Here is a 22866-nt window from a genome sequence, read left to right as displayed (position 1 = left end):
CCGATATCCGCGTGTTGTGCGACTGGGTTGTCGCACGGCTGCCGTGTTGGCCCGGCGTCGTCCTGATTTCTGCCGGTATCGGGCTGCTGCGCGACTTGGCAGGCGCACGTCGGTCATCTTCCCATGCGGCGGTCTGAATCTGATCGGTATCTAGCCGCGGTGTGACTGGGTTGTCGCACGATGGGCGGGTATGGCGTCTGGTGGGGCAAGCGCTGGCTGGTATTTGGCTGTTGTGTGATTGGATTGTCGCACGGCGGGCGGTTTACACGGCTTTGGGATCCGGTGCTGGGTGGTAACTGGTTGTGGTGAGACTGGGCCGTCGCTTTTTGCTCACGCATCCAGTATGGCTTTCTGAGTTTGCCGCATTACCACCGTGGCATTGTCGGCTTGCCACGCAACAATAGGTATGTTGTTGTGATCAGTCGATTGTTATAGATAGGGAGAGTCACCTATGGCGAAAGGTCCAGTGCTCGTCGTCGATTTCGGCGCGCAGTACGCCCAGCTTATCGCGCGTCGCGTGCGCGAAGCCAACGTGTATTCCGAGCTTGTGCCCCATTCCATGTCCGCCGACGAGATGCTCGCCAAGGATCCGAAGGCCATCATCCTGTCCGGCGGCCCGGCCTCCGTGTTCGAGCCCGGCGCCCCTGGCATCGACAAGAAGATCTTCGAGGCCGGCGTCCCGGTGCTCGGCATCTGCTATGGCTTCCAGGTCATGGCCTACGAACTGGGCGGCACCGTTGACAAGGCGGCACTCGGCGAATACGGCAAGACCGAAACCAGCATTGACGACGCCGAAGGCATCCTCGCTGGTTCTCCCGCTGAACAGACCACGTGGATGAGCCACGGTGTGGCCGTGGAGAAGGCCCCTGAGGGCTTCAAGGTGCTCGCCCACACGGAGGGCGCGCCCGTCGCCGCCATGGAGGACGAATCCCGCAAACTCTACGGTGTGCAGTGGCACCCGGAAGTCAAGCACACCCCGCGCGGCCAGGAACTCATTGAGACCTTCCTGCACAAGTGCGCAAGCCTCGACCGCGATTGGGACGCGTCGAACATCATTGAAGACCAGGTCAAGAAGATCCGCGAGGAAGTCGGGGACGCCCAGGTGATCTGCGGCCTGTCCGGCGGCGTGGATTCCGCTGTTGCCGCGGCTCTCGTGCACAAGGCGATCGGCGACCAGCTGACCTGCGTGTTCGTGGATCATGGTCTGCTGCGCAAGGGCGAGGCCGAGCAGGTCAAGCATGATTTCGTCAAGGCGACCGGCATCAAGCTCATCGCCGTCGACGCATCCGAGGACTTCCTCACCGCGCTCAAGGGCGTCTCCGAGCCGGAACGCAAGCGTAAGATCATCGGCGAGAAGTTCATCCGTACTTTCGAGAAGGCCCAGCGTCAGGTCATCGAAGAAGCCGGCAAGAACGGCGCCGAAGTGAAGTACCTCGTGCAGGGCACCCTGTACCCGGATGTCGTCGAGTCCGGCGGCGGCGACGGCGCGGCCAATATCAAGAGCCACCACAATGTCGGCGGCCTGCCCAAGGACATCAAGTTCAAGCTCATTGAACCTCTGCGTACGCTGTTCAAGGACGAGGTGCGCGCCATCGGCACCAAGCTCGGTCTGCCGGACGATATCGTTTGGCGTCAGCCGTTCCCCGGCCCTGGCCTGGGCATCCGTATCATCGGTGAAATCACCCGCGAACGTCTTGATTTGCTGCGTGAGGCCGACGCCATCGCCCGCGAGGAGCTGTCGAAGGCAGGTCTTGACCGCGATATCTGGCAGTGCCCGGTCGTTCTGCTCGCCGACGTGCATTCCGTGGGCGTGCAGGGTGACGAACGCACGTACGGCTCGCCGATCGTGCTGCGCCCGGTCAGCTCGGAGGACGCGATGACCGCCGATTGGTCGCGCGTCCCGTACGATGTGCTCGCCACCATCTCCACGCGCATCACCAACGAATGCCGTGGCATCAACCGCGTGGTGCTTGACGTGACCAGCAAGCCGCCGGCAACCATCGAATGGGAGTGACACCGGGGTTGTGTTGCGCTCGGTACAGCGTATCGCCGGAATCCCCGGGATTCTGCGGGAAAAGCCGCGAATCTCAGATGATTTCAGATAATCCCAGTACACTCCAGTAACCCCAAAGAGGCTCGGAAGCCGCTATTGCAACGGTTTCCGAGCCTCTTGCTTTCTCTTGCCGTATCTGCGGGGTCTCGCGGCGGGTCTCGCGTGCAGATTGTGGTTCATTGATAAGTTTGATATCGTCACATGCCCTTTCGACGCGCGCTTTTCGTCACACGTCTTTTCGTCACACACCCTTGATGTAGCGGGCCTAGGATGGGGGCAATATTCGGATTTAGGGCGGGGTGTTCGTCCGACGAACGGGATACGCAGGACTTGAGACGGGAGGAACGGTATGAGAGGGCAGATTCCGCGCGGGGCATCGCAACGGCATGGAGATCAGCGCACAGATCGGCACACGGACCGGCATGTAGGGGAGAGCAATGCCGCCACACCCACAGCGAATATCGCACCGACGACGAGTATCGGATACACGGAGACTATGGCGAATACAGCACACGCGGCGAACCACAGTTCCGCCATCGACCCGACAATCTGGCGTGTTGTCGGCACGCCGCTGGTTGCCGCCGCCCGACCAGGTCCGCTGTCCGGCATGGGCGTCGCTGTGAAAGACCTGTATGCAGTCGCCGGGCAGCGAGTCGGGGCTGGAAATCCCGCATATCTGGCCGATGCGTCGGTTCAGGAGCATTCTGCCCCGGCCGTCCAGCGCTTGCTTGACGCCGGAGCGGATATTATCGGCATCGCGCGCACGGATGAATTCGCCTACTCTCTGGCTGGCGTCAACGCGCACTACGGCACGCCGCCGAATCCAAGGGCTCCCGGGCGTGTGCCCGGCGGATCGTCGTCGGGGCCCGCGAGCGCTGTCGCCGCAGGGCAGGCGGCCATCGGCTTGGGTACCGATACCGCAGGTTCGATTCGCATTCCATCCGCGTATCAAGGATTATGGGGATTGCGCACCACGCACGGCCGAATCAGCCGTGAAGGCATCCACCCGCTGTCTGGCTCGTTCGACACGGTCGGCTGGATGACCCGTGACGCGCAGATCATGGACGCTGTGGCGCAAGCTATGCTGCCTGACCGGGATTCGGCGGCATTGTCCGGCGAGGTGGCGGTGTGCGTGTTGCCTAGGCAGATGGTTGACGCGGATGTCGCCGAAGCGTTCGCGCGTTCCTGCGAACGTATGCGCAGCACGGCGGCTGACGCGCATCATCGTACCAAGGCTGCTGCGAATATTACAGACGATGAGGCAGTCAGCAAGGCAGCCGATGCGGCAACCAGTGCCGGCACGGACTCCGCCGGCATGGATGCCGTCACCACGGACACTGCCGTCACCGCCGCAATCAAAGCAGCCGCCCGGAACGGCACGTGGGATGAGCTCTCGCTCGACGTCGACATGTTCGACGGGTTCCTTGACATTTTCTCCGTAGTGCGCGGCTACGAGGCGTGGCAAGCCAACGGGGACTGGGTCAGCGGGCATATGGACGCGATTGCCCCGGATATCGCGGGGCGGTTCCGCAATGACGCGCTAATCAATGAAGCCGCATACCGCCGGGGATTAGAACGGCTTGAACAGTCGCGCGCGATGGTCAGGTCGCTGGTCGGCAACAAGGTGCTGCTCATGCCGACAGCTGCCACCGTTGCCCCGACCCTTGCGCAGCAGGATGACACCGAAACCGCGGCACGCACCCGTCAACAGACGATGCGACTGACCTCCTTGGCCGGCATCGGCGGGCTTCCCGCCTTGAACATGCCTATCGCAACCGCGCAGGGACTGCCGTGCGGCGTGTGCCTGATCGGTCCGGCGGGGAGCGATAAGGCGTTGGTGGCGTTCGGCAAGGAGCTGCGTCGCCGGCTATCGGCGTGAGGTTACGCGGCGGACGGACACGAGTCGAGGCAGAAGTCGCAACCTCCGCCGGCATCACGGCACTATCGCAGCACGGCAGCACGGTCAGCTCGAGACCCGCAACCGCAAGTCGCAGGTCCAGGTCTACAGCCGCACAATCATGAGGAAGTTGGAATCAGCCTTGCTATCGCGTAGAGTAGAAAAATAACGGATGCCGCAATAGGCGCGGCGCCCGGTCGGCGAAGGGCCGCAAGTTCTGCAACATGAGGCAGTGCAACGCGTCATGATGCAGCCGCAAGCAAGGGAACTAGCAAGGGAACCAACAAGGGAAAGGGAAGAGCGTGGACGATTTCGACGATGATGAGAACATGTCTTTCGAAGAGTCGCTGAGCCATGACGAGATGGGGCCGGTGACCGTTGAAACGCTGCAGAACATCGAACGGCAGATCAACGAGCAGGGTGGGGTGCCTGTGTGGGCGGTTGTGCAGAATCTGTTCGTGCCCACCGCGCATCGGATCATGCAGGATGCCGGAAGCGTAGCCGGCGGGCGTGCGGCGAGTTTCGTGCGTTCCACCTTGGAAGAGGTGATTCGTACCGCACCGGATTCCGGCGATGATCTGCCTGAATTGTCGCTCAGCGTCACCGGCGCCATGACCCTGCTCGGCTCGTACTATTACGATGGCGTGCTCGGCGAGCAGGATTACGCCAAGGCTTTCGAATACTATCAGGCTGCTGCGGAACGTGGCGGAATCCGGGCGACGCTGAACTTGGGCTACTGCTACCAGTACGCCCACGGGACCGAGCGTGATGACATCAAAGCCTGCAACTGCTACAACGTGGCGTATCTTGCCGATCCGACGAATCCTGAAGCGCGCTACAAGATGGCCGACATGTTCTTCAACGGCTACGGCGTGCCGCGCAACGAGAAGGTAGCTGTGCAGGCGTATCTCGAGATTCTCGACGAGGTCACTGATGACGACATGCAGGATTGGTTCGCCGAGAACGAGGAATCCCTGTACCGCCGGCTGGCGCTCGCGTACCGCGATGGCAGGGGAGTCAAGCGCAGTCCGCTCAAGGCGCTCGAGTATTACGAGAAGCTGGAGATTATCCACTACCGTGATTTGGCACACGGGCGGCGTGACACACCGTATTACAGTACTGCACAACACCTGGACGGTGTGCAGCGGGAGATTGCCGCGCTGCGGGCGGAGTTGGATTCTGATCCTACGGCGGCTTCGATGTAGGCGGGGCGGTGTTGGCGGGCGCTGCCTGGTAGGTGCTGGTACTTGTCCGGTGCTTGCTCGGCTGTGTGGGCTGGTGCGCGGTATCGTGCCGGTTGGCGTGTGTCAGCACTTGCTGGCACGAGTGCTGGTATCCGGGTTGGTGTGTGGGATTTTGTCCGTTGACGGGTGTGTTTGAGATGATTTCCCATGCGGGCGTTGGGGCTCGCCGGGAATCTTGGGAGATTTTGGGAGATTACAGCAAACTGGTCGTTTGACGGGTAAAGTCCCGTGCTGTTGTGGGTGATGAGTGCGATTCGGTCGCTTGGCGGGTAAAGTTCCGTGTTTCCCGGGAGTTTACCGCAGATGGGCCATTCGACGCATAATCTCCCAACCACGGATTCCTGCCGATGTGCAAAAACCGCGGAATTCCAACATTCTCATTAGGGAGATAATCACCAAATCCCGAAATCCGCGAGTTCTCCCGGGAGCATTTTGGCAGATGGACGGAATCGGGCTAAACTCCCACCGCGCGAATGCGTCCGGGCAGTCTGCGGGTAGCACCGAGCAATGATGCTGGGTGCGCTGTGCCGTGTCTTGCGGGGGGAACCGACGCCTGGCACATCTGTCCTCTAGCGCATGCTCGAAAACCAATGTCTGTGTTTCCATGCGCAGTTGGACAAAAGAGATACGCTCATGCACACGATTCAAAATCCGCTAACCTCATCCATGAAATCGAAAAGTGAGATGCAACGGACGCCGTATACTGTCGCAATGTCTGGTATCTTTACCTTTGCTGCTGGTTGTCCCTTGACTCTTCCGACCGATTTTTCAAAGGTGATGATTGTTGCGTTGAAACACTTCGCGGTCGCTATCAACCATGGGTCGGCGATTTTTGAGGACATCCAAGATCGCTGCGCTTTTTGAGAGAATTCATTCCTCTCATCGGCGAGATATCGCATTATGCTTTGATACACGGCAAGTACCGACAAGTCGAGCAGCGGATTGATGATGGTTTGTTTGACTGATTGCATCCAGTCGTTCAAAGCGTCGTTGTCCTTACTGCCAGCGAGAATCTCCTTTTCGACCTGCATAAGAATTCCGACTTCTTCCTGGTCAACGAGTTCTTTCAGTCGTTTCCAGAAAGAAGAAGACATGGCATAGCGCAGCCGATAATAATCGTTGTAAGGCGTGACCAGACAGTTTGTGTCGATGAGGTAGCGCGGATTGTTCTCGGAGGTCGTGCCCATGGTTGTCATCGTCATGCCCCTACAGTCTCAAGCAGCTTGGGATAGGTTTTCCGATTAGTGCCAGTCAACCGATATGCATCCGTATAGGAGGTCTGTCCTTCAGAGACACTGGCGGCGAGATGTTCAACGAAGCGATGATCCAACCTGGATTGTTTCGTGCGGAAATAGTTGCCGCCGGAAGCATCGGAAGAGGACTTTCGATGCTTCTCCCACTGTTCAGCGGATTCCTTGGCAACATGGTCGTAGACATCCTGGAGAATCAAACGATTGTCCAGTGCACGCCTTGCGATGACGACATGGGAAACTGGGAATACTTGCGCGAGTTTGTCTATCGCGGTGTAGCCAGTGTCGCCGTCAGCTTGCGTTGTCTGCCACTGGCGGCTGAATTCCTGCTGCGGGACGAGCAGCTCCGCCGCCACTGCGTTGCAGAGTACTTCGATCGGGGAGTTGTCTGTTTGCTGATATTCGTCGTTGTAGATTTCTTCTTTGCCAAGCCAGATGTGCGCGATTTCGTGGGCAAGGGAGAAGATTCGACCATTGACACTGTCGGCACGGTTGATGAAAATCAGCGGAGCATATTCGTCGATCAGCGCGAACGCTCTGAACTCGTGCGGATCCAACGTGCGATGCGTGTTGTCTCCGACGATGCCGTTGAGCATCACAATGATTCCTGCGTCGGTGCAATGCTTGCGCAGAGTTGTGAAGGCTTTGTCCGCTTGCAGACAATGGTCGTTTTGACAATACCAAGTAGTCGTCAATCCGAGCTGTTCCCGGATTGCCGTTGCGAGTTTGGCGGCATCGGCGTGTTGGAGGTGCCAAGAGCCTACGAAGGGCATGGGCGCTTCACCGTGGTCGATGGCGTCCTGCCTCATCCAGTCTTGGATGGCTTGCATGCTGCCCAGCGTATCAAGCAGATTCCGGGAAGGACGGCTGATGGCAGAATTTCTCAAGGTTCGATGAGCGAAAATTGCGGGTGTATCATCAATGGGTTCGGCGAGGAAGAAATATCCGAATGGTACTTCCAGTTTGCTGCTCAGTTTGACGAGTTGATTGACTGTCGGCGTAGCGTTGCCGGACATCCAGCGGTCGATACGGCGATGATCCTCAGGGGAAAGTTTGCGGGAAGACCCGATGGTCGTCACCCATTTCCAAATGGAAGCAGGCACGGATACTTGCGCGGTAGTACTCATGGCGCCTCCTTGCTGGTGATTTCGATGGTGGTATTAGTTTAGGGGAGAGGGGTGACGCATCATTGCAAAATAGTAGGTTGATTACTATGCCTTCGACGACACAGCTATAATTCATCAATCTCACGTTATAGCCGGTACATCGATACATCGAACTATTTCACATGAATAGTTGAAGTCGAAATTCATACAGACGCGCATCATTGCCGCTACAATGATTCCAAAGAGTTGGCTCAGAGGGAGAGATAATGGCTGAACAGTCGGATTTGGTTGGGACTGTAGGGAATCACAACAATTCCCAAGTATCCTTGGGCGGTAGCGTCAAGGACGGTCATAGCATGAACTCTCACGATAATCTCCCCGAAAAACTGCCGACTATCGATGAATCTGAGCTTGCCGGAGAACTCGAGAACCAACTGAAGCACCTCCTCAACCGGCACACCGGCAAACGTGATGACCAGACGCCATCGTTCATCCAAATGGATTATGACCGCTGTGTGGATGTCGGAGAATACGAACAGCCATTAAAGGCGGAACTAGAGACGGAGCTGCTTCATTTCTTCGCGGAGGGGTACCAGCACGCCGTTCAGGAGCAAGCTGATGATGCGGAACTTCTTGATCATTCCATTGTTGAGTCAGCTTCGCTGGCATTCGCCAATCGTGCCATTCAGCGTTTGAAAGACGACACGAAAGGCCAGTCGTTCTCTGCTGCTTCTCGGAAATATCTCAATCGTCGGCGTATCGAAACAGTTGATTATCCAGTCGTGTACATCGTCTATGGCAACGAAGAGACCGGCGCGTACGATGTTACGCTGAAATACGATACTGTCGACGGCAGGAAGATCTGGTTCAACCCTGACAGTGAAGACGCTAATGCTGTTCGGCGATATATTGCCTCATCTGATCCCGATAGCAGCGATATCGAGGATTCTCTTGAAAGCCGTGAACATTCTAAGATTACAGCGGATTCGCAAGAGAAGGATTCTCGGAGCTTGCCGAAAGGCGTTGATGGGAATCGCTATAAGTGGAAGCGCGGCTATACCGTGTATGTGGGGGAGACCAATGACATCGCCCGTCGTGTTAAGGAACATCTGAACTCGGATCCTTCGGGCAGATCCGATTGGGCTGAAGTTGCGAAAAGACTCGCCGAAAAACCTGGCTCCTACAAGCAGGTGCTTATCTGTGATCAGTTTTTCACGAAGTCGATGACGGAAGATATCGAAGACCGTCTCATTGACTATATGGTCGGTGTCCCGGACGTCAAGAAACTGATGAACCGCCGTCGTAATCCGCAGAGCAACTATCATCAGTCCGAAATGACCACCCAGATATTTCATGACATCTGGCGTGGACTCGGCAATTTCTGGAGCGAAAAGCACCCGGACAGCCCCGAACTGTTTCCTGATGAACAGGTCATTTTCGACTCGGCGTTGTTCAAAGCATCCCCGTTCCATAACCTCACCGATGAGCAGCGGAAAGCTGCACGACTCATCATGGATGTTGTCGAAAACAAGTTGCGGGCGTTCTCACAGGCAGAAAAATCCGGGGATGCTCCCGCACATTCGCTGATTCTGGTTGCCGGAGCGGCGGGAACCGGCAAGACCGTCCTGCTCAGTCATCTGTTCTATCGGTTGAACGAGGAACTCGGCGATATGCGGGGCGCTCGCGATAAGAGTGAAGTGGATCTCATCGTCAACCATGACCAGCAGCTCACCGTCTACCGGAATATCGCAAAGAAACTCGGGATGGATAAGGTCAATACCTCCAGCGTCACGGGCCGGAAAACTGTGGCAGAAGTGACCAAGGCAATCGGGTTCATCAACGAGAAGAGTTCGAAAGTCGAAATCGAGGAAGGCAACAAATATCAGGATGATGCGAAAGTAACGCTTTACGACTACGATAAGCCGGCTGAAATTGCCGATGTGGCGCTTGTCGACGAGGCACACCTGCTTCAGACAAGATCAAGCCAGTCATACCAAGGCGGCAACCAGCTGTACGACATCATCATGCGTTCCAAGGTCACGGTCGCTGTTTTTGACCCGAGCCAGATTATTCAGGAGCGTTGTGACTGGAGTCCTGACCTGATTGCGCGTCTCTTCCCTGAAGGATGGCGTGACCTTGCTTCCGCGGAATTTGCAGTTGCCGACCCATTGCGGAAGAATGCCGCAGACGCTGCGAACAGCAGGTCGCGGAGTGTGGACTTGCCGATCGTTCAGATGAAAACACCCGATATCGATTACTGGTCTCGTAAGAAACTCAACATGGATGTTCCATCGCAGCCTGAGAAGGTCGACAGGAAACCGCTCACCGTCGATGTGACGAATATCGTCCTGAAAGCGCAGATGCGCGTCAGCGCGGATGATGCAACCATCGAGTGGATTGACGATTTCATCGCCGAGCATCAGGATGATAATCGCACATCAGCATGGGGCGTCATCGGTCACATCCCTGCTGATCCAGGCGAAATGCGGGAACCGCAGGAGGAGAATTATAGGAATATCGACGGATCGTATTCAGCGCCGAAGACGTCGACGATTGAATGGGTGCGGCAACCGTATGAAATCAAGATCTTCGAGTCTCCGGTAGAGCTCTTCCAAGCAATCTATACGAAGGCGAGGCCGAATCACCTCAACAGGCATGAAGGCGGTCTATCGAGAGTCGTCGCTACGTATGACTGGCCTTACACGTCAGGCAAAGTAAATGAAAACGATCCGTGCGGCTTTTGGAATGTCGAAATGTACCGTGATGAAAACGGGGATTGGCAGCCTGGCCTTTCTGGAGACATGAAGCAAGAGATTGACAGTACTGTTCATGCATGCGCGCAGTATATGGGAAGTGCATTGGTCGAGACTTTCGGCATTGGGGCGAAGAATGTGGGTGTCCCGGATGATGACGTTATCGCGTCCATGCCAGATGATCGATTCTGCATGCCGTGGAATATGGAATTCACGAAATATAGTGGGTCCCTTGGTGGCAACACTTCGGGAAAGACACAGTCAGATACTAAAGAATCACATGATAAGACCAGCATCTACCAAGAGACTCCACAAAGTGTTACCGAATCGTTGGCATCGCTTTCGGACCGCTGGTCTTCAACGAAACATCGTGTTGCCGAAGAGCGTTCATGGGCTGAAGAGGAGCACACGGTTTTCGAAGTGGGCTCGACCTATACCATTCAGGGATTCGATCTCAATATCGCCGGTGTCATCATTGGGCCGTCTGTCAAGTACCGTGACGGCAAGGTGATATATGATCCTGATGCCAGTTGCGACCAGTACGCCAAGGAGAAGAAGGCATCACAGGAGGACCGAATTCGCAATATCCGCAACCAGTTCAATGTCCTGATGAAGCGCGGGGTGCACGGACTGTATATCTTTGCGGTCGATAAGCAGTTGCGGGAGAAGCTTTTGGAGGAGTACCAAGGCTATCTTCAGGAAAGAAAAGAGCAGGATGCCAAGAATCTTGCTCGATGGAAGCGCATGGTGAAGATATACAAAGCGGAACACAGCGCAGCGTCAGCGGATGATGAAAGCGCGGAGAACGAACTGCAAACGTTGTCCTGACTTGAGTAGTCCATTGTGTTGATTTTCCCGGTTCCGCGTCCTGTGATGGCATGGCAGATCATAGGACGCGGAACCGGTTGTGCTGCTACCGCGAGTAGCCTACTTGCTGCCGTAGCACAACCTTCAATCAGCACTGGTTAATCAGCTTCATCACCTCAGGAATATCTTCTGCGCTTCGCAGATCAACCCGTGTCAGGCATCCCGCCTCGAATCCGTGCGGTCGCTTGTCCTGTGCGTAGCCGTTCGGATCGTCAAGGTCGTCAATGGTTGCGTTGAGGCCAATGCCGAGGCTTTTCGAGTTGGGGAGTGCCTTGATGACAATGTGCAGTGCCTTCCCGCTATCGGTGTAATAGCCCACGTAGTTCTTTTTCACGCCGAGCGTCCAGTCGGGTCGTGCTTCCCGTAGCGCTTGCTGGAGCTGCTCGAATAGCTCGCGGCATTTGCCGCCGGGGGCGAGTTCCGGTTGTGAGGTTTCGATTGTCCAACTTGTGGAACGGGTTGTCGTTCTCGGTCTTGGACGGTATTGATCGATGATGTTCTCCGTCAACGTGGGGCGCGGCCATATCTTGCAGGCCCTATCAGCGAGCATCTCGGCACGTTGGCGAATGGTCTCTGCGTTCCACACGCTGCAATCGGCGATATACCGGTTCAGACTGAGCGGACTGTACTTGTACCCGCCAGGCTGGAGGTTCTGCTTGTCGGGGAACGCTTTGTTCGAATATTCCTGGTTGTAGCCGGTGAGCGTGAGATTGCCGAGCGTGTGGCACAACGTGTCGTGGATGTTCTGCCAGTCCGGGCCGAGCATGGTCTTCCAAGCATCGGAATCATCGATGGTCTGCGGCATGACATGCTCAATCTGGTACATACCGGAATGAATGTGTTCCTTTGGATGATACGAATCCTCCAGACACTCGAGCAGATACTGTTTGCCTTTCTTGAGTCCGTTGTAAATGTCGTGTGTCGTGAGCGCTTCGGCGAACTCGCCGTCATCCGGGAAGTAGCCGGTAGCGTTGTTCTCGGGCGCGAGCAGTAGCGCTGTCAGACACTCTTGCGGATTATCGGCATCATCGAGCCTGCGGTACATGCCGGCGAACATCTTGTTCAGGCCCTGTGTGGATTTGCCTACCACCATGCGGCGGAACAGGAAGGATTCGACGGTGTCGCACAGGTTGCCGAACTCATCCTTGGTGAGTTTGCGCTCGTCCATCAGCGTGTACAGGCACATCAGGAGCGGGCGGACGGGTCTTACGCCAAGAGTATTGATCCGGTCGAAGCTGCGTTTGAGACCGGGGTCGGGCTCCTGTCCAAGGAACAGACGGGCGTATCGTGACGCATACGCGAGCAGTTCGGACAGTATGATTTCCGGCTCTCGGTCGAGGCCATGGTTTTGGACGTAGTACTTGAAATCGTGGTAGGCGTTATCCTGCTTCGGGTTGCGCTCTGGAATCTTCAAATACAGCCAATACCAGAGAAATGCGTTGAATTCGTTCTCGGCATCTTGCCCAAACAGGTGTTCGATATGGCTCCAATACTGGTCGTAGAGCTCCTTCTGTCTGCCGGCTGGCAGTGACAGGAGAATGAAGTTGCGTACGAGGTCGATTGGGGTGAGGGGCTTGCCTTTGGAATTCATCGACTCGAAGATGAGTTGAGCGTTGTCTTCATTAGGATTGAGCTCCGTGTCGATGATCACCAGCTTGTTTAGGCCGTTCCACAATGTCTCGGGGGAGACTCGCCCGCTGCGGATGTTGCCGGTGAAGAACGCTTTGGCTTCTACGAGACGGCGAATCGGTGACTGCGGCAATTTGGTGCCGTCCACTAGGGATTGCATGGTCGCCTTGTCGTCCATCGACAGGACGAGCTTATACCGAGATTCACCGCGATAGTCATCGTTGAACAGGTAGCTTTTTCGCAAGGATTTGGGGGAGAGGTCCGTGAGGAATTGCGCGCGGGAATCATCCTCATCCAAATAATCGAGCAGTGCGGCGAGGAGCAAGGACAGCGTGGTCATGCGCTGCTGGCCGTCGATGAGGAGCTTGCGGTGGATGCTGGTCGCAGTGCTGTCTTCCTCGGGAATATACAGGAACGATCCGATGAAATGGGTCATGCCGTCCTTGCCCGCCAGCGTGACATCATTCCACAAATCCTCAAGTTGCGGGCGGTCCCAGGAATACTCACGCTGATACACCGGGATGATGAACTGGGTCCTGTCCGCTCCGAGCAGATCCAGGAACCTTGCCTGTGTTGCCCGCATGATTGGCCTCCTTCTTCTGTGGCGCCTTGGTTCTATGGTATTCCGGGGTGGGGTGATTGGTGTGGGGTGTGGTTGGCGGGGTGTGGTGTGGGGTAGGGCTTGCAGAGCGGAAACTCGCTGGCGTGCGATAATGGTGTCGCACGGCGGTGGAATTGCCCGGTGAATGAGAGTCGCGTGGCGGATATCTCGCTGTGGTGCGACTGCGGTGTCGCATGGCGGCTTGATATCGCCGCTTACGGAGGATGTGCCTGTGATTATGCGGCTGCGGTGTGAGCGTGATGTCGCACGGCGGCTCAGTATCGGCTTGGTATGGGCGTTGCGCAGCCGTAACTGCTCGTTGTGTAGTCGTGGTGTTGCGTGGCGGCGAGATTACTTAGCGGGTGGAGGCTGCGGGGCGGTTATCTGGCTGTGGTGCGACTGTGGTGTCACATGCCAGCGCCGATGCCCCCGTCCAGCGTCTCTGTCAATATCGACCACAGCATGTCTATCGCAGCATTGAATCTGTCACATATCACATACACGTACCCCGGGGCGCCGGAACCGATCTTTGAAGACGTCACCGTTACGTTCGCACCCGGCTGGACCGCCGTGCTCGGCGACAACGGCATCGGCAAATCCACGCTCATGCATATCGCGCGAGGCGCGCTCACACCGGAACGCGGGCAAGTCAGCCCGTCTGGCGCAGTCATCGCCTTCTGTCCGCAGGATGTCGCCGTTGTACCGGCCAATCTGGATGATTTTGCCGGTGACTGGAGTCCGGAAACCATAGCGATCCGCGACACGCTCGGTATCGCGGACGACTGGCCATACCGGTACGACACGCTCTCGGGAGGCGAACGCAAACGGTTGCAAATCGCCTGCGCGCTCGCCTCGCAGCCTGACGTGCTGATCCTTGACGAGCCGACCAACCACGTCGACGCGCCGACACGCGACACCATCGCGCATGCCATGCTTGACTTCACCGGGCAAGGCGGAGGCGCTGATTCGCCTGCATCAGCGCCTGCCGTGCTTCCAGCACCGCGCCGGGGACGCGTCGGTATCGTCGTCAGTCACGACATCGAACTCATCGACCAAGTTGCCATGCGGTGCGCCTGCTTCGAACGCCGTCATATCGGACACAACAACGTGACCCAGGTCATCGTGCGTCCCGGCAACTACACGGCCGCATTCGCCGACGCGCAAACCCAGCAGGCGGGCGAACAACGGGCGCTCGACCAAGCGAACAAGGAAGCCGCACGACTGCAACACGAACGCGCATCACGCAGGCATGAGGCGGCGCTCGCCGCGACATCATGGCGGGCCAACCGCTCCATCGACCGCAAAGACCATGATGCTCGCAACGCCGCAAAACTCGCCAAAATGACCAGTGTCGACGGATCCGCCGGTTCAGCGCAGGCACGACTCGACGCCCGCGTTGAGGCCGCCCGGCAGGCGGCGGACTCCATTACAGTCGCCGCGAAACGCTACGACGGGGACCTGACCGCATTCGCCCGCATCGAACCCAGCCATGCGACGGAACTCGTCCGGCTAGACGCGGGTGCTACTCCGTTCGGGGAATCGGCAGCGCGGGTTTCGGTGCAATCTGACGACCGTGTTGCAGGTGTGGGCGGTGAGAGTAGTAATACGGCGGAAGTTGGAAAATCAGGGAAACCGATTGATATCGCGCAATCGGCGGGTGCAACAGGGGCGGCGCCGGATATCCCCGTGACCGCACACGCCTGGCACACCCCGGGCGGCGTGCGCATTCCGGTGCTCAGCGTCGGCCCGAACGACCATATCGGCATCATCGGGCCGAACGGCGCCGGCAAAACCACCATCCTCAACGCGTTGCTCGCACGACTCGACACGCAACCATCCGACGTGCCGCGGCTCGTCATCGCGCAGAACACCACAAGTGACGACGCGCACGCCGCGCTCGACCAGCTTGCGCAGCTTAGTCCCGCGGATCGCGGCAATGTGCTCTCAGCCATGGCCCAACTCAATGCCGACCCCGACCGCATCATCGCCGCCACCAGCGAACCTTCGCCGGGCGAACTGCGCAAACTGCTCCTGTGCCTCGGCATGACGCGCAACCCGCATCTGATCATCATGGACGAGCCGACCAACCACCTCGACCTGCATTCCAGACAGGCGCTCGCCCGGGCGCTCGCCGCGTATCGCGGGGCGGTTATCGTCGTCAGCCACGACATGCCGTTCCTGCGCGAGGCGGTCACCCAGCTGTGGCAGGTGCACGCGTAGGTGAGTGTGTGAGGATTCGCTCACAGGGCGGCCGGTTTGGTTGCTGGAATCGGCTGGTTTGACGGTGCCGTGGACCGGTGTGTGAGGATTGGCTCACACGCCGGTCGGGTCGATGGTTTGATTTGGCTGATTCCAGCGCGTCGATCGTTATCATGTGAGGATTGGCTCACACGCTCGAGGTTGGGTGAGTCGAATTGAGAAGTTCCAAAGCCGTTCACGCCCATCGTGTGAGGATTGGCTCACACGGTGACGGGTCTGTTGGCTGGAATCGGCTGGTTTGGCGGTGCCGAGGGTCGTTGTGTGAGGATTGGCTCACACGAAGGCCGGTCCGGTAGCTGGGATTCGCGGTTTTGATCGCGCTGGGGGCCGATGTGTGAGGATTGGCTCACACAGTCGCGGTGTCGCATGGCGGCGAGATCACTGGACGGGTGGAGTCTGTGGGGCGGATATCTCGCTGTGGTGTGACTGCGGTGTCGCACAGGGGCTTGGTAGCGCCGCTCAGTAGTATTATTCCGGCGGCTATCTGGCTTCGGTGCAATGGGATTGTCGCACGAGTCGCATGGCATGATATCTGGAAAGCAGCCAACCGGGTAGGCGAGACTGCTTTGCTGACGGTACTTCGCTTATCTGCGGTACTTTCGGCGTGCATCTCGCCTTACTGTAGTACTTCCCGGAGCGCATCTGCTCTATCAGTGTTCCTGAAAGTCGATATCGCAAGTATCGGCCTCGGAATATCAACGATGCTACTCGCGAATCAGGCGATGACGCACACAAATAGACGAGATAGTTCTGAGCAGGTACTACAGATACAGCAGATGGCGGTGCGTGCACGCGGTATTCCGTTGTATCAGTCCGGTGCATGCAGACAGGAGCCGACGGGGAAGACGGTTTTGGCTCGGTCGCTGCCGCGCCAGCCGGCTTACGCTTCCCGCCGCACACGGAAGGACAGTGCCGTAGCCACGCCGATCGCCAGCGCCAACACCAGCAGGATGATGAAATCGATGCGGCTGCCGCTCACGGTTGCAGAACTTACAGGCATGCGTAGCGTCTGCGCGGCGATCACCGCACTCATGACCGCGGTGCCGAGCGACCCGGCGAACTGCTGCATCATCGAGAACAAGGAATTCTGGTCGGATTTCTGACGCGGGGCGACCACCGTACTCGCATCGGACATGGTGATGCCGAAGCCGATATTGAACCCAATACGCAGCAACGCGTAGAACACGCCCATGAGCACCACGGTCAGCGATCCGGCGAACCCGGCGAGCAACACCAGCGCCAGCACCATCATGGCGATGCTCACGGTGATCGGTCGGCGCAAACCGGAACGGTCATACTCTTGGCCTGCGACCGGGGAGGCGACCGCGCCGATCAGCGCGCCCGGCAGCAGCATCAAGCCAGCGGCCATTGCCGATCCGCCGAGCACATCCTGCACATACAACGGCAGAATAAACGACATGCCAATGTTGATGAACTGCATGCCGAAATACCCGAACAGACGCAAGCGAATCAGCCGATTGCCCAGAATCGAGTAGTCGAACAGCTTGCGCTCGCCATGCCCGGCATGCCAAGTCATCAGCGCGATCAGAGCAAGGCAGATGAGCAACCCCACGCCGAACTGCCACGACAGCCAGCCGTACACACCGGCCTGATTGAAAGTGAGCAATAGCCCTAGGAACACGCACGACAGGACCAGCAGACCCACCATGTCAAACCGGCGGCCGGCGGTTCCCGGCGCCTTGCCGCTTACGCTCAGCGCGCCGGCGATGCCGATGGCCACGAGCAGCGGCAGCACGCCCACGAAAATAGCCCGCCACGACCATATGCTCGTCAGAATGCCGCCGTATGTCGGTCCCAATGCCGGGGCCAGGGAGATGATCACCGCGGCGAACCCGGTGTACACGCCCAGCTTGTGTACGGGGATCTTCGTGAAAATCGTCTGGAACATCAGGGGAGTGGCGATTCCTGTGGCCACGGCCTGCAGCATACGTCCCGCCAGCAGAGGGGCGAAGCTGGGGGCGACTAGGCAGATCAGCGCGCCGGCGACGCTCATCGCGAGCGCGAAGAAGAACAGCGTGCGCGGGTTAAACCGTTTGAGCACGTACGCGGTGCTACTCATCACGATGGTCACGAGCAGCAGATAGCCCGTCGTCAGCCACTGCACGGTCGCCAATGACACGTGCATACTGGAGATGAGGGTCGGGAAGGTCACGTTCATCGAGGTTTCGGTGAGAATACCGACGAAGGAAAGCATGCCGATCGACGCGATCGCCACGCGGGTGCGCCAGGGTACGTATGATTCCGGGGGAAGCTGCCTGACGGCGTCCTGCGAGTGCGGGGTGGCGGTGTCTGAGCGGGCTGGACTGGCTTGACCTGCCGCACCAGATGTCACGGAATCCGCGATGTGCTGGGTCTGTGCCCTGTCGGCGGTGTCAGGTGCTGATTCTGGGCGCATGGAAGGTCGCGACATGATGCTCCTTGGGTTCGCAGTTGACGGTGGATGCCATGCCGGGTCGATCAGCGTTGCCGGGCCGTGCAGGCGGCCTGGTCTGAACCGTGGGCGCGGGCGTTCGATCCAGTGGCGGGCTCCGCGGCCGATCACATGGGAACGGGCCCATCCAGCGCGGAAAGACGCGTCCACTCTACGCGCCCGGGGTGGACTACTGTGTTACTGGACGTCGTCGTCGGTGGTGTCCGCCCGGCTGACCGCGGTGGTTGCAGCCTTGTCTTCCCAATCCACGCTGCCCTCATGCACCGCTTCGGTTTTCAGCATCCGGTCGAGGCTGACCTTGGCAAGCCGCCGCGTGAAGGCCTGCGAGGCGTCATCGATAGTCTGCCCGATCAGCGTTTCGACCTGTCGGACGTGTCTTGCGTCGGGGAAGATCCGCTCGGCGAGCGCCGACGACGGCGTTTTGACCGTCGGCTCGCCTTCGCAGGCGGCGAATACATCGGCAAGGCTCATGGTCGACAACGGCCGGGCAAGCGTATACCCGCCATCCTTGCCCGGTGTCGAGACGATGAGCCCGGCGACCGTGAGTCTGCGCAGCGTCTTCTTCAGCGACGAGTCGGAGACGCGTAGAAGCGTGCTCAGGGTGTCGCTGGTCAACGGGGTGTGGCCGCGTTGCGACCCGAGAATCAGGAGCACGCAGACCCCGTGCTCGAATGCCTTGCTGATGCGCATGCCTGTGATTATCGTCCCTGAGGCTGACTTGCCGTCGTGCTGGATTCCGCGCTGCCTGATCCTGCGGCCAGCATGCGGTCGACGAATGTGCGGGCGACGTTTTCGACGCGCATGGGTCTCATCGAATGGTTGAACAGACCGCAGAATTTGAGGAGCGGGATCGCCCGCGCGATCGCGTCGTGCCGCCCGGCCCCGTAGACGACGGTCGGTTCCACGACGGCCAGCGGGATGGGGGAGCCTTCGCGGCGTAGCCGTTCGATGATGGAGCGTTTCGTGCTGACGAATGTTTTCGGTCCGAAAGTCCCGCCGATGAAGCCCATGGCCTTGACTTTCCGCTGGCGGGCGATTTGCAGCATGGTGTCGGCGGGTTCGTCGTTGTCGCGTCGCAGGCTGTCCGGGTCGTTGCGCGGGCCGCCGATGAAGTCGGCGATATAGTCGATGCGCGTGGGCAGTGCTTCGCTGACGGCCTGCCGGTCGTGGATGTCCGCCTTGATGGTGGTGACGCGCGGGTCGTTGAGCTCGTTGTGCCCGGAGCCGCACAGGACGGTGATGAGCGCATCAGGGTCGCGGGCGAGCCATTCCCTGGTGACGGCGCGCCCGATATACCCGTTGCCGCCAAGCAGGACGATTCTTGCCGGCGTGTGTGTCGTACTTGCGGGTGCCTGTCCGCCTGGTGATGCGGCGCCGGCCTGGCTTGCGGGGGCGTGGTGTGGCGTGGTGTCGGTCATGGTTATTCCTTTCCGTCGGGTATACCGGCATGAAACGTGGAAAAAATAATTCCATGAATATGGTAGCGGAGAACGACGGCATGCGTGACGATACGCCGAGGGAAAACAGCGTGGGGGCGCCGGCGAGACTTCTGGACTCTCAGTTCGCGTGAAAGGCTGGGGGAGTCATGGTGCGCGCCGTCGCATTTCATCGCATCAGCCGCATACGCCCGCCGGAAACAGCGATGGCGTTTAGCCATCGTATCGATTATTGTCGAACCGTGAAGGAAATCAGGACGAACCGCAGGCCGCCCGCCCAATGGGCCGGCAAGGGCATGAGGGTGCAGCCGGGCGACCGAGCAGGCGCGCCCGCCGTGGCGCAGGATGACATGATGACGCTGGAGGATTGCCCGACCGGTCGGGATATGCGCATCACAGGCATCAGCATGGATGAACGGCATACCTTGCGCATGCTCGAGCTGGGGATCCGCGTCGGTGGCGTGACACGCGTCACCCAACGGTCGAATTTCGGCGGGCGGGTGCTTGCGATTGGCACCGGCAGGATCGCCATTGATGGGGCGACGGCGCGGGCAATCAGCGTACGGCCGGTGTGCCTGGCCCCGATGGCCCAAATGACCCATACAAACGGCGCGGTTCAGACCACCCAAGCCACTCAGATCACTCAGGCTGCCCGGACGGTACGCGGCGACGATGAACATGAAGGCGGAGAAGAGTCATGACCACCAATACCACGCCGGATACGCCATGCTGCGACTGTCACGCAAGCCATCATGCCGACCATCATGACGATTGCCATGACGATTGCCATGCCGGCCACAACGTCGACACGTGCGCTGACGGATGCGGGCTCACATCCGCCGGCATGCAGCAGGGACGCCCCGCCCGAGGACGGCTGGAACGGCTGTTCGATGCCATTCGATTTGGCCGCGCGCCCAGTGCTGACGCGGATGCGAACTGCCATCACGGTTCCGGCGGCGGGCATATGGTGAGCGGCGAGACGGCCCGCCGTGTGGTCTTTGTCGGCAACCCCAACGTCGGCAAATCCACACTGTTCAACGCGCTGCTGGGTGCAGGCGCGCGCGTAATGAACGCGCCGGGCACCACGGTGCTTGTCGAGCGTGGACGGCTTGACATGACCGGCAAACCGGGCATTCCCGAATCGTCCGCGGGTATCTGGGACATTATCGACACGCCTGGCACCTACTCGCTGCTGCCGCAGTCGCCGGATGAGCGGGTCGCCGCGCAAGCCGCCGCGGGAATCGACGGCATGCCGACGCCGGATGCGCTGGTGGCCGTGCTGGACGCCACCAATCTCGTCCGATCCCTGTACTTCCTCGCGGGTGTGCTCGAACTTGGCATGCCCGTTGTCGTCGCGTTGTCAATGAACGATCTGGCCCGCCGCCAAGGCGACGATATCGATCCGCAAACGTTGTCACAGGCGCTTGACGGCGTGCCGGTGATCGCGATTGACCCGCGCACCGGCGAAGGAACCGATTCGCTTATGCGCGCGGTCTCCGACAGTTTCGGCGGGACCCCGCTGCCGCACGGTTTGCAGCTGATGCACGCCGGCAACGACGAAGAGCTTGCAACCATGGTCCGTGAGGGCGCCGACCGCCGCTTCGACTGGGCTGCCGACATCATCCACCGGCTCGGCCTGGACCATGCCGGGCGGCAGACCGTCTCCGACCGTATCGACCGCGTCCTGCTCAACCCGTGGCTGGGTGTGCCGGTGTTCCTCGCGGTCATGTATCTGGTGTTCCAGGCGACCACCACGCTCGCCGGCCCGATGCAGGACTGGTTCGACGTGACTGTGCGCGGATGGCTGACCGATGGGATCGACGCGATCATGTCACTGTTCGGCCCGGGCGCCACAAGCGGTTGGGTGCACGGGCTGATCGTGGACGGTCTGCTCGACGGTGTCATCACCGTGGCCACGTTCATCCCGCCGATGGGCATCATGTTCATCATGCTGTCCCTGCTGGAGGATTGCGGATATCTGGCGCGCGCCGCGTTCGTCATGGATCGTCTGATGCGTGCCCTGGGACTTGACGGGCGTGCGTTCCTGCCGATTGTCGTCGGTTTCGGCTGCAATCTGCCAGGACTTGCGGCCACCCGTACGCTCACTGATTCACGACAGCGCGTCATGGTCGGCATGCTGATACCGTTCGCCTCGTGTTCTGCGCGACTGTCCGTATATCTTGTGCTCGCGTACGCGTTTTTCCACTCCACGGCGGGCTTGGTCGTCTTCCTCATGTATGTCATCTCGATCGTGCTGATTCTGGCGATCGGCGTGCTACTGCGGCACACCGTGTTCCGTGACCTCAAACCCGAACCGTTCGCCATGGTGCTGCCGCCCTACCAGTGGCCGAAAGCCGTGGCGCTGGTCCGGTCCGTGCTCATCCGGCTGTGGGGCTTCCTGCGCGGAGCGAGCTCGATCATCATCAGCGTGATCATCGTGCTGTGGCTGCTCGCCTCCGTTCCCGCAACGGCAGGTGCGGGAAGTTTCGGGAACGTCGAGGATGTGCATGATTCGACTTACGGTGTGGTCGCCGATGCGGTGGCGCCGGTGTTCGCGCCCGCCGGATTCGACGATTGGCATGCCTCGGCCGCCCTGCTCACCGGGTTCGTCGCCAAGGAGGTGGTGGTCGGCTCGATGTCCCAGTCCTACAGCATCTCCGGCACAGACGACCAGTCCGAACAACAGCAGGGACAGGGCGCGCTCGGAAGCAAGCTGCGCGAATCATTCGATGAATCTTCGGGCGGGCATGGGCGCGCCGCGGCGATTGCGTTCCTCTTGTTCGTACTCGCGTACACTCCATGCTTGGCGACGGTGGCGGAATTGAAACGCCAATACGGCGGGCGTGTTGCGGCCGGCAGCGTCGCGCTGGGACTGGTGGTCGCGTATGTGCTTGCGGTGGTCGCGTTCCAACTGCTCAGACTGGTGATGTGAATGAGTACTGGAATAGATGCAGCCGCGGAAACCGCCAAACACGCCGTTCGCCACATGCCTACCGGCGTCCGCGGCAGGGTTGCGGCGATGATCCGGCAGGGGCTTGATATCGCTTCGTGCGCTCGCGTACTTGGCATGCCTGTGGATTTCGTCAGACAGATTGCCGAAAGCCTGGAAGCTGAAGGCACGATCGATCTGGTTACGTGGCGCGGCTCGCACGGCTGTGCCACGGGCGGCTGCACGCCCGACCCGAATTCGCCGCTATGCGCAGGCTGCCCGCTCAAACCGATCCAACTGCGTCGCCGCACGCCCGCCCGGCATACGATGCCTGGACGGGCGGCGGGGCTGTGGCGTCGGGTGAAACATGGGACATGAATGGTGGTATGG

Annotated in this window: 14 protein-coding genes; 8 read left to right on the top strand and 6 right to left on the bottom strand. The window is 59.3% G+C overall.

What is annotated here, in order from left to right; all coding sequences use genetic code 11:
* Positions 1-451 precede the first annotated feature (451 nt).
* The 3 genes from guaA to WD012_RS07910 all read left to right on the top strand — a co-directional run bounded on the left by guaA (position 452) and on the right by WD012_RS07910 (position 5155).
* Positions 452-2014, top strand: coding sequence for a glutamine-hydrolyzing GMP synthase (gene guaA, locus WD012_RS07920; RefSeq protein WP_339563201.1), 1563 nt, complete (start codon positions 452-454; stop codon positions 2012-2014).
* A gap of 535 nt (positions 2015-2549) precedes the next feature.
* Positions 2550-3932, top strand: coding sequence for an amidase family protein (locus tag WD012_RS07915; protein WP_339563200.1), 1383 nt, complete (start codon positions 2550-2552; stop codon positions 3930-3932).
* Positions 3933-4252: 320 nt separating this feature from the next.
* Positions 4253-5155, top strand: a complete 903-nt coding sequence (locus WD012_RS07910; protein WP_339563199.1) for a tetratricopeptide repeat protein — start codon at positions 4253-4255, stop codon at positions 5153-5155.
* Between the two features lie 683 nt (positions 5156-5838).
* Here WD012_RS07910 and WD012_RS07905 read toward each other — a convergent pair.
* Both WD012_RS07905 and WD012_RS07900 read right to left on the bottom strand, forming a co-directional pair.
* The gene (locus WD012_RS07905; protein ID WP_339563198.1) at positions 5839-6396 is read right to left on the bottom strand and encodes a DUF4411 family protein; all 558 of its coding nucleotides are present in this window, start codon (positions 6394-6396) and stop codon (positions 5839-5841) included.
* Positions 6393-7571 (bottom strand): ImmA/IrrE family metallo-endopeptidase, encoded by a 1179-nt coding sequence (locus tag WD012_RS07900; protein ID WP_339563197.1) that lies wholly within the window; start codon positions 7569-7571, stop codon positions 6393-6395. The genes WD012_RS07905 and WD012_RS07900 overlap by 4 nt, the downstream gene beginning before the upstream one ends.
* 245 nt (positions 7572-7816) lie before the next feature.
* On the opposite strand from WD012_RS07900, the gene WD012_RS07895 reads away from it, so the two are divergent.
* Positions 7817-11131, top strand: coding sequence for a DNA/RNA helicase domain-containing protein (locus WD012_RS07895; protein ID WP_339563196.1), 3315 nt, complete (start codon positions 7817-7819; stop codon positions 11129-11131).
* Between the two features lie 127 nt (positions 11132-11258).
* Here the strand turns inward: WD012_RS07895 and WD012_RS07890 are convergent, their stop codons facing one another.
* Entirely contained in the window at positions 11259-13382 is a 2124-nt protein-coding gene (locus tag WD012_RS07890) for a DUF262 domain-containing protein (RefSeq protein WP_339563195.1), read from the bottom strand.
* Positions 13383-13862: 480 nt separating this feature from the next.
* Here WD012_RS07890 and WD012_RS07885 point away from each other — a divergent pair, with 480 nt between their 5' ends.
* Positions 13863-15620: an ATP-binding cassette domain-containing protein gene (locus tag WD012_RS07885; protein ID WP_339563194.1), complete on the top strand. Its 1758-nt coding sequence runs from the start codon at positions 13863-13865 to the stop codon at positions 15618-15620.
* A gap of 919 nt (positions 15621-16539) precedes the next feature.
* Here WD012_RS07885 and WD012_RS07880 read toward each other — a convergent pair.
* The 3 genes from WD012_RS07880 to WD012_RS07870 all read right to left on the bottom strand — a co-directional run bounded on the left by WD012_RS07880 (position 16540) and on the right by WD012_RS07870 (position 19529).
* Positions 16540-18090, bottom strand: a complete 1551-nt coding sequence (locus tag WD012_RS07880; RefSeq protein ID WP_339563193.1) for an MFS transporter — start codon at positions 18088-18090, stop codon at positions 16540-16542.
* Between the two features lie 198 nt (positions 18091-18288).
* Complete coding sequence (locus WD012_RS07875) at positions 18289-18801, bottom strand: RrF2 family transcriptional regulator (protein ID WP_339563192.1); 513 nt, start codon at positions 18799-18801, stop codon at positions 18289-18291.
* Positions 18802-18809: 8 nt separating this feature from the next.
* Positions 18810-19529 (bottom strand): NAD-dependent epimerase/dehydratase family protein, encoded by a 720-nt coding sequence (locus tag WD012_RS07870; RefSeq protein ID WP_339563191.1) that lies wholly within the window; start codon positions 19527-19529, stop codon positions 18810-18812.
* 167 nt (positions 19530-19696) lie between these two features.
* On the opposite strand from WD012_RS07870, the gene WD012_RS07865 reads away from it, so the two are divergent.
* From WD012_RS07865 to WD012_RS07855, 3 genes are all read left to right on the top strand, one after another.
* On the top strand, positions 19697-20248 hold the full coding sequence (locus WD012_RS07865) for a FeoA family protein (RefSeq protein ID WP_339563190.1): 552 nt from the start codon (positions 19697-19699) through the stop codon (positions 20246-20248).
* Positions 20249-20511: 263 nt separating this feature from the next.
* Positions 20512-22479 (top strand): ferrous iron transport protein B, encoded by a 1968-nt coding sequence (gene feoB, locus WD012_RS07860; RefSeq protein ID WP_339563243.1) that lies wholly within the window; start codon positions 20512-20514, stop codon positions 22477-22479.
* Positions 22480-22854: a hypothetical protein gene (locus WD012_RS07855; protein ID WP_339563189.1), complete on the top strand. Its 375-nt coding sequence runs from the start codon at positions 22480-22482 to the stop codon at positions 22852-22854.
* Positions 22855-22866 lie beyond the last annotated feature (12 nt).

The organism is Bifidobacterium thermophilum (assembly GCF_037482445.1).
Lineage (GTDB): Bacteria > Actinomycetota > Actinomycetes > Actinomycetales > Bifidobacteriaceae > Bifidobacterium > Bifidobacterium thermophilum_B.
Note: the sequence above shows the minus strand (reverse complement) of the source record. Positions and strands in the feature narration are given on the sequence as shown.